14 protein-coding genes, 1 pseudogene and 1 riboswitch are annotated in these 18679 nt (G+C 66.5%); of the genes and pseudogenes, 10 read left to right on the top strand and 5 right to left on the bottom strand.

Annotated elements, in window-relative coordinates; all coding sequences use genetic code 11:
- Positions 1-81 precede the first annotated feature (81 nt).
- Together AC5RVB_RS04520 and AC5RVB_RS04515 are read left to right on the top strand one after the other, a co-directional pair.
- The gene (locus AC5RVB_RS04520) at positions 82-2172 is read left to right on the top strand and encodes a transglycosylase domain-containing protein (RefSeq protein WP_494142070.1); all 2091 of its coding nucleotides are present in this window, start codon (positions 82-84) and stop codon (positions 2170-2172) included.
- A gap of 96 nt (positions 2173-2268) precedes the next feature.
- Positions 2269-3633, top strand: coding sequence for an alpha-amylase family glycosyl hydrolase (locus tag AC5RVB_RS04515; protein ID WP_227902020.1), 1365 nt, complete (start codon positions 2269-2271; stop codon positions 3631-3633).
- Here AC5RVB_RS04515 and AC5RVB_RS04510 read toward each other — a convergent pair.
- On the bottom strand, positions 3630-4379 hold the full coding sequence (locus AC5RVB_RS04510; RefSeq protein ID WP_227927870.1) for an SDR family NAD(P)-dependent oxidoreductase: 750 nt from the start codon (positions 4377-4379) through the stop codon (positions 3630-3632). The two genes, AC5RVB_RS04515 and AC5RVB_RS04510, sit on opposite strands and share 4 nt — an antisense overlap.
- Positions 4380-4381: 2 nt before the next feature.
- Positions 4382-5083 (bottom strand): TetR/AcrR family transcriptional regulator, encoded by a 702-nt coding sequence (locus AC5RVB_RS04505; protein ID WP_227902018.1) that lies wholly within the window; start codon positions 5081-5083, stop codon positions 4382-4384.
- 326 nt (positions 5084-5409) lie between these two features.
- On the opposite strand from AC5RVB_RS04505, the gene kdpF reads away from it, so the two are divergent.
- From kdpF to AC5RVB_RS04475, 6 genes are read left to right on the top strand one after another with little or no spacing between them, the layout of a single operon-like run.
- On the top strand, positions 5410-5499 hold the full coding sequence (kdpF, locus tag AC5RVB_RS04500) for a K(+)-transporting ATPase subunit F (protein ID WP_227902017.1): 90 nt from the start codon (positions 5410-5412) through the stop codon (positions 5497-5499).
- A complete protein-coding gene (gene kdpA, locus AC5RVB_RS04495; protein ID WP_494142069.1) occupies positions 5499-7160 on the top strand; it encodes a potassium-transporting ATPase subunit KdpA in 1662 nt (553 codons plus the stop codon). The genes kdpF and kdpA overlap by 1 nt, the downstream gene beginning before the upstream one ends.
- A gap of 2 nt (positions 7161-7162) precedes the next feature.
- The gene (kdpB, locus tag AC5RVB_RS04490; RefSeq protein ID WP_494142068.1) at positions 7163-9313 is read left to right on the top strand and encodes a potassium-transporting ATPase subunit KdpB; all 2151 of its coding nucleotides are present in this window, start codon (positions 7163-7165) and stop codon (positions 9311-9313) included.
- A gap of 54 nt (positions 9314-9367) precedes the next feature.
- Complete coding sequence (gene kdpC / locus AC5RVB_RS04485) at positions 9368-9976, top strand: potassium-transporting ATPase subunit KdpC (protein WP_227902014.1); 609 nt, start codon at positions 9368-9370, stop codon at positions 9974-9976.
- Between the two features lie 3 nt (positions 9977-9979).
- Positions 9980-12511: an ATP-binding protein gene (locus AC5RVB_RS04480; RefSeq protein ID WP_494142067.1), complete on the top strand. Its 2532-nt coding sequence runs from the start codon at positions 9980-9982 to the stop codon at positions 12509-12511.
- Entirely contained in the window at positions 12508-13182 is a 675-nt protein-coding gene (locus AC5RVB_RS04475) for a response regulator (RefSeq protein WP_494142066.1), read from the top strand. Before AC5RVB_RS04480 ends, AC5RVB_RS04475 begins: the two co-directional genes overlap by 4 nt.
- Before the next feature lie 97 nt (positions 13183-13279).
- Here AC5RVB_RS04475 and AC5RVB_RS04470 read toward each other — a convergent pair whose 3' ends face one another.
- Positions 13280-14179, bottom strand: a complete 900-nt coding sequence (locus AC5RVB_RS04470; RefSeq protein ID WP_227902011.1) for a LysM peptidoglycan-binding domain-containing protein — start codon at positions 14177-14179, stop codon at positions 13280-13282.
- A 5-nt stretch (positions 14180-14184) separates the two neighbouring features.
- Positions 14185-14331, bottom strand: a riboswitch (cyclic di-AMP (ydaO/yuaA leader).
- A 421-nt stretch (positions 14332-14752) separates the two neighbouring features.
- On the opposite strand from AC5RVB_RS04470, the gene AC5RVB_RS04465 reads away from it, so the two are divergent.
- Both AC5RVB_RS04465 and ligD read left to right on the top strand, forming a co-directional pair.
- Positions 14753-15973: an MFS transporter gene (locus AC5RVB_RS04465; protein ID WP_494142065.1), complete on the top strand. Its 1221-nt coding sequence runs from the start codon at positions 14753-14755 to the stop codon at positions 15971-15973.
- A 38-nt stretch (positions 15974-16011) separates the two neighbouring features.
- Positions 16012-17033, top strand: a pseudogene (ligD, locus tag AC5RVB_RS04460) (non-homologous end-joining DNA ligase).
- Between the two features lie 94 nt (positions 17034-17127).
- Here ligD and AC5RVB_RS04455 read toward each other — a convergent pair.
- Both AC5RVB_RS04455 and AC5RVB_RS04450 read right to left on the bottom strand, forming a co-directional pair.
- Positions 17128-17355, bottom strand: a complete 228-nt coding sequence (locus AC5RVB_RS04455) for a sulfurtransferase TusA family protein (RefSeq protein WP_146362107.1) — start codon at positions 17353-17355, stop codon at positions 17128-17130.
- 71 nt (positions 17356-17426) lie between these two features.
- Positions 17427-18479 carry a YeeE/YedE family protein gene (locus AC5RVB_RS04450; RefSeq protein ID WP_494142064.1) on the bottom strand — a complete coding sequence of 351 codons (1053 nt, stop codon included), beginning with the start codon at positions 18477-18479 and terminating at the stop codon, positions 17427-17429.
- Between the last annotated feature and the right edge of the window lie 200 nt (positions 18480-18679).

Raw genomic sequence — 18679 nt, 5'->3', positions numbered from 1 at the left:
CCGGCGCGCGCGCCCCGCAGCGCGCTTCCGGGCATCCGCCGGTGCCGCAGCGCTCACAGGAAAAACCGATAACTTAGCCGGATGCAAGCCCCCAAACCCTCGTTCCTGGAACGACTCACGCTGCCCGCACGGGTGGCAGCCTTCTTCCTCGTCAGCCTGCTGGCCGGCGTGCTGGCCGCCGCCACCCTGATTCCCGTGGCAGCCGTGGCGGCCACCGGAACGGACATGACCGTGGAGGTACTGGACCAGCTGCCGGACGAGCTTGAAACCGGCCCGTTGGACGAGGGGTCGAAGATTTACAGCGCCGACGGAGTCCTGCTGGCCACGTTCTACGCGCAGAACCGTGTCCCGGTTACCCTGGACCAGATTTCGCAGAGCATGCAGGATGCGATTGTCTCCATCGAGGACGCACGCTTCTTCGATCACAACGGCATTGACTTCAAGGGTGTGGCCCGCGCGGTGGCTTCCAACGCCAGCCGCAGCGACACCCAGGGTGCCTCCACGCTGACCATGCAGTACGTCAACAACGTCCTGATCAACCGCGATATTGCAGCGGGCAAGGGTGGCAGTGACCTGACCCTGAGCGGCACCAAGGACCTGGGCGACAAGCTGCGTGAAGCCAAGCTCGCCGTCGCCGTGGAGAAGCAGTACACCAAGGAGGAAATCCTTGAGGGCTACCTGAACATTGTGCTGTTCAGCGGGCAGACCTACGGTGTGGAAGCCGCGGCCCGCAGCTTCTTCGGTGTGCCGGCGTCCCAGCTGACCCCGGCACAGTCGGCCATGCTGGCCGGAATGGTGCAGTCACCAAGCCACTACAACCCCTTTACCAACCCCGAGGGGACGCAGGCCCGCCGGGACACGGTCCTGGCGGCGATGCTGAAGAACGGCAAAATCAGCCAGGCCGAGTATGAGCAGGCCGTGGCCACGGGCCTGGACCTGAACCCCCAGACCGTTACCTCCGGCTGCACCGGCGCCGAAACCGCCCAGTACTTCTGCAGCTACGTGGAGCAGACCATCCTGCAGTCTGAAGCCTTCGGCGCCGACGTCCAGGACCGCGCCAAGCTTCTGGCGCGCGGCGGACTGACCATCCGCACCACCCTTGACTCCCGGCTGCAGTCGGAGGCGCAGGCACAGATCGAGGCACAGGTTCCGGTCGGGGATGCATCCGGCGCCGGTTCGGCAATGGTGTCCGTTGAGCCGGGCACCGGGAAGATTCTGGCCATGGCGCAGAACACCGTGTACACGCCGGAACCCGGGGCCGGCAGGACCCAGCTGAACTTCAACGTGGATGCGGATATGGGCGGGACCCCCTACGGGTTCCAGCCCGGATCCACCATGAAACCCTTCACCACGGCCCAGTGGCTGAAATCCGGCCGCAGCCTCAGCGACACCATCGATGCGACCCGCACGTCCTATCCCGCCGGGTTCGACTGGCAGGCGAAATGCCTGGGTGCAAACACCGAGTTTGATGAATGGAAGTTCAAAAACGCCAGCGAGGGCTTCGAACGGCCGATGACCGTCAGCCAGGGCCTCACCCAGTCAGTGAACACCGCCACGGTGGCGCAGGCAGCCCTGCTGGACCTGTGCGATATCAGGGATACCGCCACCAGCATGGGTGTGCACCGGGCAGTCGACGGGGAACCCCTGGAGGTCACGAGCCCGTCCTTTGTGCTCGGCGGACAGGAAGTTTCCCCGCTGACCATGGCCGCGGCCTACGCCACGTTCGCCAGCGGCGGGCAATACTGCGAGCCGACGGCGCTGACCGAGGTAACCGACGGCCGCGGCAACTCATATGAGGTTCCGGGTGAAAACTGCAGCCGTGCCATCTCCGAGGACGTGGCCGCCGCGGTTACCCTGCCGCTGCAGAACCTGGTCAACGGATCGCCGGGCAGCATCAGCCCCATCGGTGTGCCTGCAGCCGCCAAGACCGGTACCACCGACCAGTCTGAACAGACCTGGACGGTGGGTTACACCACGGGTATCTCCACGGCGTCCTGGGTGGGCAACTGGAACTCCTACACGTCCCTGAACAACCAGGAAATCAACGGGGTTACCCGTTCCTACGTGGACGGATCAGCCCTCGCCGGCGCCCAGTGGACGCAGTACATGAAGGCCGTGGCAGGTCTTTACGCAGCGGACGCCTTCCCCGCAGTTCCGGCAGAGCTGCGCTAGCCGCCGCAGCTCCCGGCCGGCGGCTTGCACCTGCGGGCCGGCTGATAATGGCAGACTGGACCAGGACGCGAGGACTACTGAAAGGTCACCTGTTACATGAGGACGCCGGACTGGGTGCAGCACGCTGTGTGGTGGCACGTCTACCCGCTGGGCTTTACCGGAGCCGAAAAAACGCCGGGCGATATGGCAGCCGGCGGGGATCCGGCGGTTGCGCAGCCCGTGCAGCACCGGTTGCCGCACCTGGCGGACTGGCTGGACTATCTGGTGGAGATGGGCGCGTCCGGCCTTGCCCTCGGCCCCGTGTTTGCCTCCGAATCCCACGGGTACGACACCACCGACTATTACCGGATTGATCCCCGGCTCGGCGACGACGCCGATTTCGACGAGCTGATCCGTGCGGCCCGGGCCCGCGGTATCCGCGTTCTGCTGGACGGGGTGTTCAACCACACCGGCCGCAGCTTTGCCCCGTTTATGGAGGCACTGGAGAAGGGGCCTGCCGCGGAGACAGCCGGCTGGTTCCACCTGGACTGGCCGGACGGATGGAAACCCGGAACCGAACCGCAGTATGGCGACTTCGAGGGGCACCACCACCTGGTGGCGCTGAATCACGGCGAACCCGCGGTAGCGGATTTTGTGGCCGATGTGATGAAGCACTGGCTCAGGCGCGGGGCTGACGGCTGGCGGCTGGACGCCGCGTACGCCGTACCCTCAGAGTTCTGGGCACGCGTGCTCACCGAGGTCAGGGCCGAATTCCCGGAGGCCTATTTTGTGGGGGAGTACATCCACGGCGACTACCCGGCCGAGGTTCGCGCGGGAAAACTGGACGCAGTGACCCAGTACGAGCTGTGGAAGGCAGTCTGGAGCTCGCTTAGTGACGCCAACTTCTACGAACTTGCGGCTGCCTTGGAGCGGCACAACACGTTCCTGGACAGCTTCGTGCCGCTGACCTTCGTGGGCAACCATGACGTGACGCGCATTGCCAGCCGGCTGGCGCCGTCGGGCAGGCTGGCGCAGGCGGTGGTGCTGTTGCTGACCCTGCCGGGCACGCCTGCCATTTATTACGGCGACGAGCAGGGCTACCGGGGCATCAAGGAGGAGCGTGCCGGAGGGGACGACGACATCCGGCCGCTGTTCCCCGCCACCCCCGACGGACTTTCCGATGTCGGCGCGCCGCTGTACCGGCTGCACCGCGAACTGATCGGGCTGCGCCGCCGGCATGCCTGGGTTCACGCGGCCCGCACCCGGGTGCATTCGCTGAGCAATGAGCAGATTGTCTACGAGGTGTACGACGCCGGGAACTCACTGTTCGTGGCGCTGAATGCCTCCGCCGCAGCCGGGCATATTCCGGTGCCGGCCGCAGCCCGGGACGTCCTCGCCGGCGAGGGTGGGCTGGACGTCCCGGGTAGGCAGCTGTCCCTGCCCGGCGGCGGATGGGCCGTGCTTGGTACTGCTGCCGGCTAGTACAGCTTGATGGTGCCGCCGTCGGCCATCAGGGTCTGGCCCGTCAGGTACTGCGAATCATCGCTGGCCAGGAACACCACAATTGGTGCAATGTCGGTTTCCGGATCACCCAGCCGGCCCAGCGGTACGCCGTCGACAACCTCCTGATAGGCGTCCGGGAAGGCCTTGGCCCACTGCACAATGCCCGGTGTCAGCGCCACGGGGGAGACCACGTTGACGCGGATACCGTCCGCCGCCCACTCGTTGGCGGCCGTGCGGGAGATGGCGCGGATGGCTTCCTTGGCCGCCGCGTAGGCAACCTGGTTGGGCAGGCCCTTGATACCCGCCCCCGAGCCGAAGTTGATGATGCTGCCGCCGGTCTTTTTCAGCTCGGGATAGGCGGCCCGCATCAGGTGGAAGGTGGCCATGGTGCCCGTGTTGAAGGACAGGTCCCACATTTCCTGCGTGGTTTCCATGATCGGCGCCTGCTTGGAGGCATGGGCGTTGTTCACCAGGATGTCCAGCCCGCCGAAGCGTGCCACCGTTTCGGCCACAATGGCTGCGGCGTTCTCGGCCTTGGAGATGTCCTTCGCGATGAATATGACCTCGCCTTTGCCTTCGAGGTCGGCCAGCAGCTTGTCGCCCTGCGCCTGGTCGATGTCCACTACCGCAACCTTGGCGCCCTCGGCGAGGAACCGCCGGACAATTCCCTGCCCGATCCCGCCGGCCCCGCCGGTAATGATCGCTGTCCGGTTACTGAGTTTCATTCTTATTCCTTCCGTGTCGCAGAACCCGTTGGCAGGTCCTGAGCCTGTGCCAGTGTCTGTTCGACGCCGGCAATAAAGTTGGCAACGAAGAAGTCCAGGGAACGGCGTGACCCGGCATAGGTGATGCCCTGCTGCTGGAAACGGGCCGCCCGCGGGTGCCGGGCCACCGCTGTGCCGTCCTTCCACTCGCCCTGTCCGCCGTCCGCGGGCGCCGGCTGTCCATCGAAGGCCGGGCCGTAGTGGGCTGCCGCAGTAATGGCCGAAGTGCCTATCACGGCGGCGGAAATTCCCAGCAGGCAGTCGAAGCCCTGCTCCTCGCTCAGGCCTGCTGAGGCGAGCGTGGCAAGTATCCGTTCCACGTCCCCGGGGCTGGCCATGTTCACCAGCCTGCGCGGAGTGAGCACAATGCGCAGCAGCCAGCGGTGTGCCGTGAACGCTTCCCACTGCGCATCTGCCATGTGGGCCAGCACCTGCTGCCAGGTGCGGGTCCCGGGGCCAAGCAGGGAGAATTCGGCGGTGGCCGCCCCGGCCATCATCAGCAGCAGGTCATTGCGGTCTGCCACGTGCCGGTACAGGGCCATGGCCGAGACGCCCAGGTCACCGGCAACGCGCCGCATGCTCACGGCATCGAGGCCTTCGGCGTCGGCTATCGCGACGGCGGCTGCAGCGATACCGTCCGGGGTCAGCGGGTTTTTCCGGGACACGGGCGTGCCTTTCTGCGAATAAGATCGGTGCTTCAAGTTTACGGCGTACACGCCACGGAGCTACGCATCCTGTTCGCCGCTGCGGCGCCGCGTTATGGGTATTTCGTAAGGGTTTGCGGCGGGGCCGTAAGGAAAGCGTTAGGAACGGCGCCGGGGCGCCCTGCGGAGGTTTCTAATCGAATGCGGCACAAGGCGTGCCCGTGCTGCCGTTGCGGCGGCACGCTGATTCGGCTGGGGGCAATTCCTGTGCTTGACGTTTTATTTGTGCTGGGCTTCGCAGGGCTATTCGCTGCGTTTGTCCTGATGGTCGGGGCGGTGGAAAGACTGTGATCGTCTTTAACATCCTGGCGCTTTGCCTCGGGGCGGCCGCAGCCGGCTACCTTCTGGTGGCCCTCATCCGACCGGAGCGGTTCTGATGGGCGGGTGGGCAACGCTTGCCCAGGTGCTCAGCCTGCTTCTCCTGCTGGCCCTGGTCCACCGGCCCCTCGGCGACTACATGGCCCGGCTCTATTCCTCCGATCAACATCTTCGGATCGAACGCGGTTTTTACCGCCTGATCGGCGTGGACGGTTCCGCCGGCCAGGCCTGGCAGAGCTACCTGCGCAGCGTCCTGGCCTTCTCCGGAGCCAGCATGCTCCTGCTCTATGTGCTGCAGCGGGTCCAGACGCTGCTGCCGGGTTCGCTCGGCCTTCCTGCCGTCCCCGAGGCCCTGTCCTTCAACACGGCTGCCTCCTTCGTGGCCAATACCAACTGGCAGTCCTATTCACCCGAAACCACCATGGGCTATGCGGTGCAGATGACCGGACTCGCAGTGCAGAACTTCCTCTCGGCGGCCGTCGGGCTGGCCGTGGCCGTGGCACTGATCCGCGGACTGGCCGGGCGCAACTGCGCCACCATCGGCAACTTCTGGGTGGACCTGACCCGCGGCGTCCTGCGGCTGCTGCTCCCCGGGGCATTCCTGGCCGCCATTGTCCTCATGGTTGGCGGGGTGATCCAGAACTTCAACGGCTTCAGCTCCGTCACCACGCTGCTGGGCGGAACCGCCACCATCCCCGGCGGGCCGGTGGCCTCGCAGGAAGCCATCAAGCTGCTGGGCACCAACGGAGGCGGGTTTTTCAACGCCAACTCCGCGCATCCGTTCGAGAATCCCGGCGGCTGGACCAACCTGGTGGAAATCTTCCTGATGCTTCTCATTCCGTTCAGCCTGCCCCGCACCTTCGGCACCATGGTGGGCGACCGCCGGCAGGGTTACGCCATTCTGGCGGCCATGGCCGGCATCTTCACCGTGTCGCTCGCAGCCATGACGGCCTTCGAGTTCGGTGCGGCTGACGGCGCCGCCGGGTCCATGGAGGGCAAGGAGCAGCGCTTCGGGATAGCCGCCTCCACTCTCTTCGGTTCCACCAGCACGCTCACGTCCACCGGAGCAGTGAACGCCATGCATGACAGTTTCAGCCCGCTGGGCGGAATGATGGCCATGCTGAACATGATGCTCGGCGAGGTGGCCCCCGGCGGCGTTGGCTCCGGGCTCTACGGCATGCTGATCCTGGCAGTGGTTACGTCCTTCGTGGCCGGCCTCCTGGTAGGCCGCACCCCCGAATACCTCGGCAAGAAAATCGGGCCGAAGGAAATCAAGCTCGCCAGCCTCTACATCCTCACCATGCCCACCCTGGTCCTGGTGGGAACGGCACTGAGTTTCGCCGTACCGGCCATCCGGGCCGACATTGAAGGCACCTCCATCCTGAACACCGGGCTGCACGGCTTCAGTGAGGTCCTGTACGCCTTCACCTCGGCAGCCAACAACAACGGTTCGGCGTTCGCGGGCCTTACTGCCAACACCCCGTGGCTGAACACGGCCCTCGGCGTGGCCATGCTCGTCGGACGCTTCCTGCCGATGATCTTCGTTCTCGCACTGGCCGGGGCCTTCGCGGAGCAGGGCAAGGTCCCTGCCACCTCAGGAACCCTGCCCACCCACCGGCCGCAATCCGTGACGCTGCTGTGCGGCGTCACCGTGATTGTGACTGCCCTGACCTTCTTTCCCGTACTCGCGCTGGGTCCCCTGGCGGAAGGACTGCACTAACCATGTCCACACTTACCAAACCCCGAGAATCCGAACAGGCCGGTGCCCCGGCCCCGGTGCGCCGCGGCATCACCGCGGGATCGCTGGCGGCCGCCCTGCCCGGAGCTTTCCGGAAGCTGGACCCCCGGCTTATGGTCCGCACGCCGGTGATGTTCATTGTCGAAGCCGGAGCCGTCCTGATCACGGCCATCGCCGTGGCCGAACCCTTCCTCAGCGGGCCGGCGGATTCCGGCGGCACCGCCGTCCCCGGAGCCTTCTCCTGGCTGATCGCGGGATGGCTTTGGGCCACCGTTATCTTCGCCAACCTCGCGGAATCCGTGGCCGAGGGACGGGGCAAGGCGCAGGCAGCCAGCCTGCGCAACAGCCGTGCCACCACCACCGCCTACCGGGTGGACGGGTATGACGCAGCCCGCGATCCGGCCGCTCTGGGGGCAACTGTGGCCGAAGTCCCCTCGGCCGACCTGGCCCTGGACGACGTCGTGGTGGTCGAAGCAGGACAGGTCATCCCGGGCGACGGCGACATCATTGACGGTATTGCCTCCGTGGACGAATCCGCCATTACCGGTGAATCCGCTCCGGTGGTCCGTGAATCCGGCGGCGACCGCTCGGCCGTCACCGGCGGCACCCGCGTCCTCTCGGACCGGATCGTCGTACGGATCACGTCCAGGCCCGGTGAAACGTTCGTGGACCGGATGATCCGGCTGGTGGAAGGCGCCGCCCGGCAGAAAACGCCCAACGAGATTGCCCTGGATATCCTGCTGGCCACGCTGTCCCTGGTCTTTATCGTGGTGGTGCTGACGCTCAACCCGCTGGCGGGCTACTCGTCCGCGACCGTCAGCATCCCCGTGCTGGTGGCACTTCTGGTGTGCCTGATCCCCACCACCATCGGCGCGCTGCTCTCCGCCATCGGCATTGCCGGCATGGACCGCCTGGTCCAGCGCAACGTCCTGGCCATGTCCGGCCGCGCAGTGGAGGCAGCCGGCGACGTCACCACCCTGCTGCTCGACAAGACCGGCACCATCACCTATGGCAACCGCCAGGCCGCCGGGTTCATCCCGATCAACGGGACCGAAAGCACCGACCTGATTGACGCCGCAGTGCTGTCCTCCTTCGGCGATCCCACCCCGGAGGGCAAGTCCATCGTGGACCTGGCGGCGGCGAAGGGGTGCAGGCCCGAACCGCCCGCCGGATCCGTCAGTGTTCCCTTCACTGCGCAGACCCGGATGAGCGGCATGGACTTCCCCGACCGGGCGAAGATCCGCAAGGGCGCCTCCTCCGCCATCCTGGACTGGACTGCGGAATCCGGCGGCATCGACGTCGACGTGCTGATTGCCGTTGAAGACCAGGTAAAGAAAATCTCCACGGGCGGCGGCACACCGCTGCTGGTGGCGGTCCGGGACGCCGACGGCGGCACCCGGGTGCTCGGCGTCGTCCACCTGAAGGACGTGGTCAAGGAGGGCCTGAAGGACCGTTTCGCGCAGCTGCGCGCCATGGGCATCCGCACGGTGATGATCACCGGTGACAATCCCTACACCGCCAGGGCCATTGCGGCCGAGGCAGGGGTGGATGACTTCCTCGCCGAAGCGACGCCCGAGGACAAGATGGCCCTGATCCGGCGTGAACAGGAGGGCGGCCACCTGGTCGCCATGACCGGTGACGGCACGAATGACGCCCCGGCCCTGGCCCAGGCCGACGTCGGCGTGGCAATGAATACCGGCACCTCCGCGGCGAAGGAAGCGGGCAATATGGTGGACCTGGACTCCGACCCCACCAAGCTGATCGACATTGTCGGTATCGGCAAACAGCTGCTCATCACGCGCGGTGCGTTGACCACTTTCTCCATCGCGAACGACATTGCCAAGTACTTCGCGATCATCCCGGCGATGTTCGTAGGGGTGTTCCCGGGCCTGTCCGCACTGAACCTGATGCAGCTGCATTCACCCGCCTCGGCAATCCTGTCCGCGGTCATCTTCAACGCGCTGATCATCGTGGTGCTAATCCCGCTGGCACTGCGGGGCGTGAAGTACCGGGCCGCCGGATCCTCCTCGATCCTTAGCCGGAACCTGCTGGTCTACGGTGTGGGCGGCGTGATCGCGCCATTCATCGGCATCAAGGCCATCGACCTGCTGATCAGCCTTCTCCCGGGCTTCTGACATGGCGCCCCTTACCCGCACAGTACGCAGCACACCTCTGACCAGGAGCAGTAAATGAACCCCGTCCGCAGCAGTATGCGCCAGCTTGGCGTCTCCCTCCGGGCACTGGCGGTGCTCACTGTTCTCCTCGGCGTGGTGTATCCGCTGGCAGTCGCCGGAATCGGACAGGCCGCCCTGCACGGCCGGGCCAACGGCTCGATGGTCAGCAGCGGGGGCACGGACGTGGGATCGGCGCTGATCGGGCAGTCCTTCACTGACGCCGACGGCGCCGCCCTGCCGCAGTGGTTCCAGTCCCGGCCTTCGGCAGCGGGGGACGGGTACGACGGCGGTGCCTCCAGCGGGTCAAACCTCGGCCCGCTGAATGAGGACCTGGCTGCTGCCGTGGCGGAGCGGCGGGCCGCCGTGGCCGAGCTGGAGGCGGTGGCGCCGGCAGATGTTCCCGCCGAGGCAGTCACCGCGTCGGGGTCCGGGCTGGATCCGCACATCAGCCCCGAGTACGCCCGGATGCAGGTGGACCGGGTGGCCGCCGAACGCGGCCTGGACCCGGCCCGGGTCCAGGCACTCGTGGATGATGCCACGCAGGCTCCGTTCGCAGGGATCCTCGGACTGCGCACCGTTAACGTGTTGCTTTTGAACATTTCCCTGGCGGAGCTGGACACTTAGTCCATGACGCGGGGACAACTGAGGGTATTCCTGGGGGCGGCGCCCGGTGTGGGGAAGACCTACGCCATGCTCGAGGAAGGGCGCCGCCTCCGCAGCGAGGGGGCGGACGTCGTCGTCGCGCTGGTGGAGACCCACGGCCGTGCAGCGACCGCTGCCCAGGCCGAGGGCCTGGAGACAGTCCCGCGCGCCGTCCTGCACCACCGCGGGCTGGAGCTCACGGAGCTGGACCTGGACGCCGTCCTGGCCCGCGCCCCGGAGTACGCGCTGGTGGACGAACTGGCCCATACCAATGTCCCCGGACTGAAGCATGAAAAGCGGTGGCAGGACGTGCAGGCCCTGCTCAATGCCGGGATCAACGTCCTGTCCACCGTGAACATCCAGCACGTCGATTCACTTAATGACGTGATCGAGCAGATCACCGGCACCCTGCAGGCCGAAACCGTACCGGACGCCGTCCTGCGCGAGGCCGAACAGGTGGAACTGGTTGACCTGGCGCCGCAGTCCCTGCGGGGACGGCTGGCCGACGGGGTGATCTACCCGGCCGAACGCGTGGACGCCGCGCTGTCCAACTACTTCAGGCTGGGCAACCTCACCGCGCTGCGCGAGCTGGCCCTGCTGTGGCTGGCGGACGAGGTGGACTCGGCACTGAACCGGTACCGTGCGGAACAGGGCATTCACCGTAAATGGGAAGCCCGGGAACGGGTTGTCGTGGCCCTGACCGGCGGCCCCGAAGGACGAACGCTGCTGCGCCGGGGTGCGCGGATAGCCGCCCGGTCGGCCGGCGGGAAACTGCTGGCCGTCCACATTGCCGGTGCGGACGGGCTGCGCGGAGCAGAGCCCGGGGAGCTGGCGGCGCAGCGGATCCTGGCGGAAAAACTGGGCGGCACCTTCCACCAGGTGGTGGGCCACGACATTCCCAAGGCACTGGTGGACTTTGCCCGCGGCGTCAACGCCACACAGCTGGTAGTCGGCGTGAGCCGCCGCCCGCGGATTGCGGCGCTGCTCTCCGGCCCCGGGATCGGTGCCACCGTGATCCGGGAGTCGGGGGACATTGATGTCCACATCGTGTCCCACTCGGCGGCAGCACGGGCGCTGGTGCTGCCGCACTTCGGCGGTGCACTCTCCAGGCGCCGCCGCCTGCTGGGTTTTGCCCTGGCCCTGGCCGGAGGTCCGCTGCTTACCGCCGGGCTGGTGGCCGTCCGGAGCGCCGAGACCATCACCGGCGACGTCCTGAGCTACCAGCTGCTGGTGATTCTGGTGGCGCTGGTGGGCGGGATCTGGCCGGCACTGTTCGCCGCGCTGCTTTCGGGTCTCACACTGGACTTCTTCTTTATCCAGCCGCTCTACACGGTCACGGTTGCCACGCCCTCCCACATGCTGGCCCTGGGCCTGTATGTGGTGAACGCGCTGCTGGTCAGCTACGTGGTGGATGCGGCGGCGCGCCGTGCCCGCACCGCCCGGCGGTCGGCGTCGGAATCCGAACTGCTGGCTTCGGTCGCGGGCAGCGTGCTGCGGGGTGAGGATGCCCTGGCCGCCCTGGTGGGGCGCACCCGTGAGGCGTTTACCCTGGGCGCGGCGCGGCTGAGGGCGGACGGCATGGACCTGTACGCCGACGGCGACTGGCCGGCAGATCTCCCGCCGGGGGACCCGGCCTTCACCCGGCTGCCGGTGGGGGAGCGCGCCTTCCTGGATCTGTGGGGGCGTGAACTGGCGGCTTCGGACCGCCGGCTGCTGGCGGTGATCACCGCCCAGCTGGAAGCGGCACTGGAGCACCGGGAACTGACCGAGACGGCCCGCGGGCTCGGGTCCCTGGCCGAGGCGGACAAGGTACGCACGGCGTTGCTGGCCGCCGTCGGACACGACCTGCGCCGGCCGCTGACGGCGGCCACCGCCGCGGTTACCGGACTGCGGGCCACGGACGTCACCTGGTCCGAGCAGGACCGCAGCGAGCTGCTTGCCACTGCCGAGGAATCACTCGCGTCCCTTTCCACGCTGGTGACCAGCCTGCTGGACGTCAGCCGGCTGCAGGCGGGGGTGGTCGGGGTAAACCTGGAGCCGCTGAATGTTGCCGATGCCGTGCTGCCGGCACTGGAGGAACTGGACCTGGGCCCGGCCGAGGTGGAACTCGGGATTCCTGTGGACGGCCGGAATGTCCTTGCCGATCCGGTGCTGCTGCAGCGTGTGCTGGTCAATCTCCTGGCTAACGCCGTGCGGTTCAGCCCGGAGTCGGCCAGAGCCGTGCTGGCCGTGAGCGAGTTTTCCGGACGGGTGGAAATCCGTGTCATAGACTCGGGCCCCGGTGTCCCGGAACCACGGCAACCGGACATCTTCACGCCGTTCCAACGGCTGGGCGACACGGACAATCAAACCGGCCTGGGGCTGGGACTGGCTCTGGCGAAGGGATTCACTGAAGGTATGGGCGGAACCCTGGAGGCCGAAGACACACCCGGCGGCGGGCTGACCATGGTCCTTTCCCTGCCTGCCGCGGACCGTGTGTCCGCCGGGGCAGGCGGCCTGCCGGTGGGGGCCCGATGAGAATCCTGCTGGCCGACGACGATACACAGATACTGCGCGCCCTGCGCATCACGCTCGCCGCGTACGGGTACGAGGTGGTGACCGCCGAGAGCGGCAGTGCAGCCATCCGTAAAACCGTGGATACCCATCCTGACCTGCTGGTCCTGGACCTGGGCATGCCCGGGTTGAGCGGGATGGATGTCATTGAGGCGGTCCGCGGCTGGAGCGCGGTGCCCATCCTGGTGGTATCCGGCCGGATGGATCCTGCGGACAAGGTCCGTGCACTGGACCTCGGCGCTGACGACTATGTGACGAAGCCCTTCTCCACCGAGGAGTTGCTGGCCCGCATCCGTGCCCTGTCCCGCCGGACACCGGCCGCGGCAGGGCCGAGCGAAATATCCTTCGGCTCGGTGCGTGTCGATCTGGCTGCCCGGCGGATTATCCGGCTGCCGGACGGGTCCGACATCCGCCTTACGCCTACTGAATGGCGCCTGCTGGCGGCCCTCCTGGCACACCCGGGCATGTTGGTGACGCGGGATACCCTCCTGCACGACGTCTGGGGGCCGGGCACCACCGATACGGGCTACCTGCGGCTGTACATCGGGCAGCTGCGCCGCAAACTGGAGGTAGACCCCGGGTGTCCCGAGCATCTGCTGACCGAGCACGGCATGGGGTACCGGTTTGTGCCGTAACGGCGCTGGAAACGCAAAAGAGTCCGTCCCCCTTCAGGGAACGGACGCTTTTGCGTAGCTACGGCAGGATTGCCGTGCGCGGACGGGCCGCTAAGCCTTATGCGCGGTAGAACACGGGGCCGGAGCCGACGTTGACGGACTGGACCACGGTCTGGTTGCCGTTCCAGCCGCTGTGGATGGCCTCGCCGTTGCCGATGTAGATGGCAATGTGGGCCAGGCCCATGCCGCCGTCGGCGTAGTAGACCATGTCACCGGGCTCCGGAGTGGAGACCTGGGTGCCGTAGGCAGCCAGCTGTGCGGGGGCAAGGTCGCCCACGGAGTGGCCGGCGGCGCGCAGGGCAACCTCAACCAGGACGGTGCAGTCCTGGGCGGCGCCCAGCTGCGAGTACGCCGATGCCAGCATGGTGGCGTTGCTGCCGGTGGCAGCAGCGGCGGCGGGAGCCGGGGCCGGGGTAACCGAAGTGGCCTGGGTGCTGATGATGCCGTTGTCCGCGGCAGCAGGGGCAACCGGTGCGGCGTAGGCCTCGGTGGTGTAGGTGGCGGCAGCGTAATCCAGGGCAGCCGGTGCGGCTGCTGCCTCGCCGGAGACGGTAATGACGTCGCCGGGGTAGATGATCGATGCCATGGACAGGCCGTTCAGGGCGAAGACACTGTCCAGGCTGACGCCGTAGTTGGCGGCAATGGCGCCCAGGGTGTCACCGGACTGAACGGTGTGGGTGGTGCTGGCGGCTGCCGGAGCGGCAACGGGAGCGGCTTCAGCCACGGGGGCTGCGACCGGTGCGGCCGGAGCTGCAGCCTGGGTCGGCGTGTAGTTGTCGTTCGCTACGACGCCTGCGGAGGCCGGTGCGGCCATTCCGAGCATCAGGCCGGATCCGGCGGCTACAACGGCTGCGGTGCTGCCGATGGTCCGTCCGCGGCTGACGGTGGTCTGTGAGATGGTGGACCAAACGCCGGCGGTCTCGGCACGGTGACGTCCACGGTTCTTATTGAATGACATGTTGATTTACCTCTCCCGATACCTGCGAGGTGAGCTGTCGGATGCGGATGGGAGACACCCGGTCATCGGAGTGAATCCGGCGACTTAACCCCAAGGATTCGTGGAACCCGTTATTGGTTCCCCCGCCCCTGCCGTGATGGTGCGTTCTGTGGACCCCGGATAAGCGGCAGAGCTAGGTAACTAGTCCGGGGGAGCCGCGTTCAGAGCGGCATGGAAATAACCGTACAAGATGGTTACGGTTGGATAACCATTTAGTGATCCGGTTCTCTGCAGCGTGTGAGTGGCGCCTCGATGTGCTAGTCACTCCGGCCCCAGCAATGCCATCCAATGCCATGCCGTCACACTGTTCCCGCCGATTTTTCAGGCCTGACTGTTGTCCGGCGCCGGGGGCGCATAACGGATGTTGTATATGGTGCACGTGATGCCAGGGATACACCGCCGTTCCGCAGACAAAAAATGTGAAGTCGCTCTCCCTGGCGGATCTGGGTTGCCGGTACGCCAGCTCTCCTGCATAAGATACTTAGGCTACCTTTCAATCGAGGGCAGCCTCAACGATGCACAGGAGTAACGCGAGTGTCAGGCAGCAGCCAGAAACTATGGACCAGGGGATTCGTGCTGGCGATTGTCACGAACCTGTTCATTTCCCTCGTTTTTTACCTGCTGATGACCACCATGGCGCTCTACGCGGTGCAGGAGTTCGCCGCGTCGGACAGCGCCGCCGGCTTTGCCTCCGGTTCGTTTGTGATCGGCGCTCTTGCCGCCCGGGTCTTTGCCGGAAAGTTCCTTGATTTCGTTGGCCGCCGGCGCATGCTGATCGCCAGCCTCGCAGTTTTCGTAGCCGCTTCGGTGCTCTACATCCCGGCCTCGAACCTGGGCGTGCTGCTGGCAGTGAGGCTGCTCCACGGCGCCGCCTTCGGTGCCGCCAGCACCAGCCTCTCAGCCTCGGTTATGGGGCTTATCCCCGCCCACCGGCGCGGGGAAGGCACCGGATACTTCGGCATCTCCACCACCCTGGCCACCGCCGTCGGGCCGTTCCTGGCCGTGCTCCTGGTGGACTCGGCCAGCTACCGTGCGCTTTTCCTGTTTGCTGCCGCCTGCGCCGCCGTCGCCCTGATCCTCTCCCTGGTGCTGCGGCTGCCCGAGCGCACGCCGGGCCCGGAGGAACTGAAGAACAAGTGGCGCATGCACCTGAGCGACATCCTCTATGTGTCCGTGCTTCCCATTGCCTCGGTAATGTTCATTGCCGGTGCCGCCTACGCGGGCATCCTTTCCTTCCTGAACTCCTACGCCCAGACGGAGGGCCTGGTCCTCGGGGCAAGCCTCTTCTTTGTGGTCTATGCCGGGGTGGTGCTGGTATCGCGGCTCTTCGTTGGCCGGATCCAGGACCGCCACGGAGACAACGCCGTGGTCTACCCCACGCTTCTCTCCTTCGCCGCCGGCCTGGCGCTCCTTGCATACGCCCCCAATGACACTGTCATGGCCGTGGCCGGCGTCTTCGTCGGGTTCGGCTTCGGTGCCCTGATGCCGTGCGCCCAGGCCATCGCAGTGGGCATGGCCGCACCGGCACGGATTGGCCTGGCCACGTCCACGTTCTTCATCTTTATGGACGCCGGGGTGGGTCTGGGCCCGCTCCTGCTGGGAGTGCTGCTGCCGCTGAGCGGGTTCCACGGCATGTACTGGGTCCTCGCTGCGGTGCTGCTGGGCAATACGGTGCTGTACTACTTTGTCCACGGCCGCAAGGACCGGCGGCCGGACCATACCGCCTTCGTGGCTCAGGACACGCCCGCCGCCTGACGGGGTACCCTCGTTCCACAAGCGAGGGGAGCAGGCCCATGGCACGCGAGGCGGAAACACTGACGGTTCCCGGTCCGGACGGGGAACGCGAGATACGGATTTCAAGTCCCGGACGGGTGCTCTGGCCCGTCCCGGGGATCACCAAGCTCGATCTGGCGCGCTACATGGCGGACGTGGGTGAAGCCTTTATTCGGGCCAACGGGGACCGGCCGGTCTCCCTTGAGCGTTTCCCCGAAGGAATCGAGGGGGAAGTGTTCTTCTCGAAGAATCCGCCCCGGGGCATGCCGGAGTGGATGCGCGGGGTTACGGTGACCTATCCCAGTGCCCGGTCCCACCCGCAGGTGGTGCTGGATGAGCCGGCGGCCGCGGTCTGGGCGGTGCAGATGAACACAGTGGTGTTCCACCCCTGGCCCTCGCGGGCGGAGAATACGGACAATCCTGATCAGCTGCGCATCGATCTGGACCCCCAGCCGGGCACGGACTTCGACGACGCCGTCCCGGCCGCGCTGGAACTGCGCTCCATCCTCGCCGAGGCGGGTCTGGAGGGGTATATCAAGACCTCCGGCAACCGCGGCATCCACCTCTTTGCCCCGATCCGGCCGGAGCATGAGTTCCAGGATGTCCGCCATGCCGTCATTGCCGCAGCGCGGGAGGTAGAGCGGAGGATGCCGGAGAAGGTGACCACCGCATGGTGGAAGGAAGAGCGCGGCCGGCGTGTATTCGTGGATTTCAACCAGGCCAACCGGGACCGGACCATGGCAGGGGCCTACAGCCCGCGCGCCCTCCCGGATGCCCCCGTCTCCTGCCCGATCAGCTGGGAAGAACTCGAACAGGTGCATCCGGGTGACTTCACCATTGCCACAATTCCCGAGCGGCTGCGTACGGTAGGGGATCCGTGGGCCGACATGTATGCACGGCCCGGCTCCATCGACGTGCTGCTGGGCTGGTGGGAGCGGGACCTGGCCAACGGGCTGGGCGAGCTGCCCTTCCCGCCGGACTATCCCAAGATGCCGGGGAGCCGCCCCGGGTCCAGCCCAGCCGGGCCCGCCGCAAGGACTGACGGACCCGTACCCGGGCCGGGTTTCCTCCCCGGCCAGGTGCCCCCGGCAGACTCCGGCGGCGCCGGAATCCGCTGCGGGCCTGCGCGGGACGGGCTACGCCTTTGCGACCGTAATGGACCACTCCGCCGGACCGGTCTTGGAGAAGTCCGTGACCGGGTAGCCGCTTTCGGCCGCCCAGCGGGGGATGGCGTCCGTGGCCTGGGTGCAGTCGAAGTTGATGACCAGCTCATCGCCCGCAGTCATGGTTTTCATGGCCTCCTTGGCTTCAACCAGAGGGAAGGGGCAGACGGATCCGTTGGTTTCCAGGGTTACTTTTGCCACGGTGTGACTCCTTTGTGGTGGGGTTTCGGGTGGATGGATGAATGAAACGGCTGCGGGTGGGGCAGCGGAGGTCATACTCCCGCCGGTACGCGCGCAGCTGCGGGTGCCTGCCGGCGGTTCATGATGGTCAGCTTCGCGGCCAGGCCGGTGCCCAGGATCATAAAGACCAGGGCTGTCCAGCCCTGGAAGCTGAACTGCGCCGTCTGCACCATGGCGTTGCCGATGGTGCACCCGCCGGCCAGTGCGGCGCCAATGCCCATCAGCGCGCCTCCGCCCAGGCTTTTTATGACGGTGGCGGCGTCCGGCACCCTGACCCGGAATTCTCCGCTGCCCTTAGCGGCAATGAAGGAGCCAAGGAGGATGCCGACAACCAGGAACACGCCCCAGTCCACCAGCTCGGCGTCACCGGTCACCAAATAGCCAACAAGCTTGGAGGAGGGTGTGGTGATGCCCAGACCGTCTTCGCGGCCCGTGGCCCAGCTGAGCGGCCAGGCGGCAATGGCAATAATGCCGATGACCACCGCGGTGGCGAAGGCATTCCACGGCTTCTCGAACAACAGGTGTGCCAGGCCGGTTTTGGAAGGTGGCAGGGCGGCCATGGCGATGCGGGGCTTGTTCAGGTGATGCCGGACCGCCAGCGCGACGGCGGCAACCAGTACGGCGACAAACAGCCACGGAGAAACACCCAGGACGGTGTAAAAGTTGCTTTGTTCCACGGTCACTGAGCGCATGGCCGTGTTGAACCCGGCCAGCGGTCCCGTCTTCATGATGGCGGCGAAGAGGGCATAGGTAATCAGGGCAAGCCAGCTGCCCACCAGGCCTTCACCTGCCCGGTAGTAGGTTCCGGTGGCGCAGCCGCCGGCCAGGACGATGGCGAAGCCAAAGATGAAGCCGCCCACGATAGTGGCGAGCCAGGGAAAGGCATCGCCATGGAGCGTGATGACTCCGGCTGCGTCGAGGGCGAAGACGCCCACACTCTGAACAGCCACCACCACCAGGAAAGCGGTCAGCCACCGCGTATTGCGGGTCACCCAGATGTCACGGAACGCGCCGGTAACGCAGAAGCGCCCCCGCTGCATAACGAAACCGAGGGCCACCCCCACCAGCAGGCCTGAAATTAGCATGTAAAGCACTCCTGAGAAGACGAACTGCGGCCTATCCCGCCGCAGTTGAGCAACGCTAGTGCGGGCCGGCCCCGGCCCTCAATGAGTGTGGCGCCATGTGACCGGGCATGAAGCCGGGTTACGGAACGGCTGGACATCCGCCGGCTTTCTTTGCCGTCCGGGTGGGCAGGCAGGAACGGATGCATGGCCGCCACGGGTGG

The organism is Arthrobacter sp. Y3225209, assembly GCF_059090685.1.
The sequence above is the reverse complement of the archived record's forward strand: the minus strand, read 5'-3'. Positions and strand labels throughout refer to the sequence as shown.

What these genes read in the sequence shown, in the direction of transcription:
- AC5RVB_RS04520 (WP_494142070.1), top strand. Translation starts at nt 82, where the DNA reads ATGCAAGCCCCCAAACCCTCGTTCCTGGAACGACTCACGCTGCCCGCA.
- AC5RVB_RS04515 (WP_227902020.1), top strand. Translation starts at nt 2,269, where the DNA reads ATGAGGACGCCGGACTGGGTGCAGCACGCTGTGTGGTGGCACGTCTAC.
- AC5RVB_RS04510 (WP_227927870.1), bottom strand. Translation starts at nt 4,379, where the DNA reads ATGAAACTCAGTAACCGGACAGCGATCATTACCGGCGGGGCCGGCGGG.
- kdpA (WP_494142069.1), top strand. Translation starts at nt 5,499, where the DNA reads ATGGGCGGGTGGGCAACGCTTGCCCAGGTGCTCAGCCTGCTTCTCCTG.
- kdpB (WP_494142068.1), top strand. Translation starts at nt 7,163, where the DNA reads ATGTCCACACTTACCAAACCCCGAGAATCCGAACAGGCCGGTGCCCCG.
- kdpC (WP_227902014.1), top strand. Translation starts at nt 9,368, where the DNA reads ATGAACCCCGTCCGCAGCAGTATGCGCCAGCTTGGCGTCTCCCTCCGG.
- AC5RVB_RS04480 (WP_494142067.1), top strand. Translation starts at nt 9,980, where the DNA reads ATGACGCGGGGACAACTGAGGGTATTCCTGGGGGCGGCGCCCGGTGTG.
- AC5RVB_RS04475 (WP_494142066.1), top strand. Translation starts at nt 12,508, where the DNA reads ATGAGAATCCTGCTGGCCGACGACGATACACAGATACTGCGCGCCCTG.
- AC5RVB_RS04470 (WP_227902011.1), bottom strand. Translation starts at nt 14,179, where the DNA reads ATGTCATTCAATAAGAACCGTGGACGTCACCGTGCCGAGACCGCCGGC.
- AC5RVB_RS04450 (WP_494142064.1), bottom strand. Translation starts at nt 18,479, where the DNA reads ATGCTAATTTCAGGCCTGCTGGTGGGGGTGGCCCTCGGTTTCGTTATG.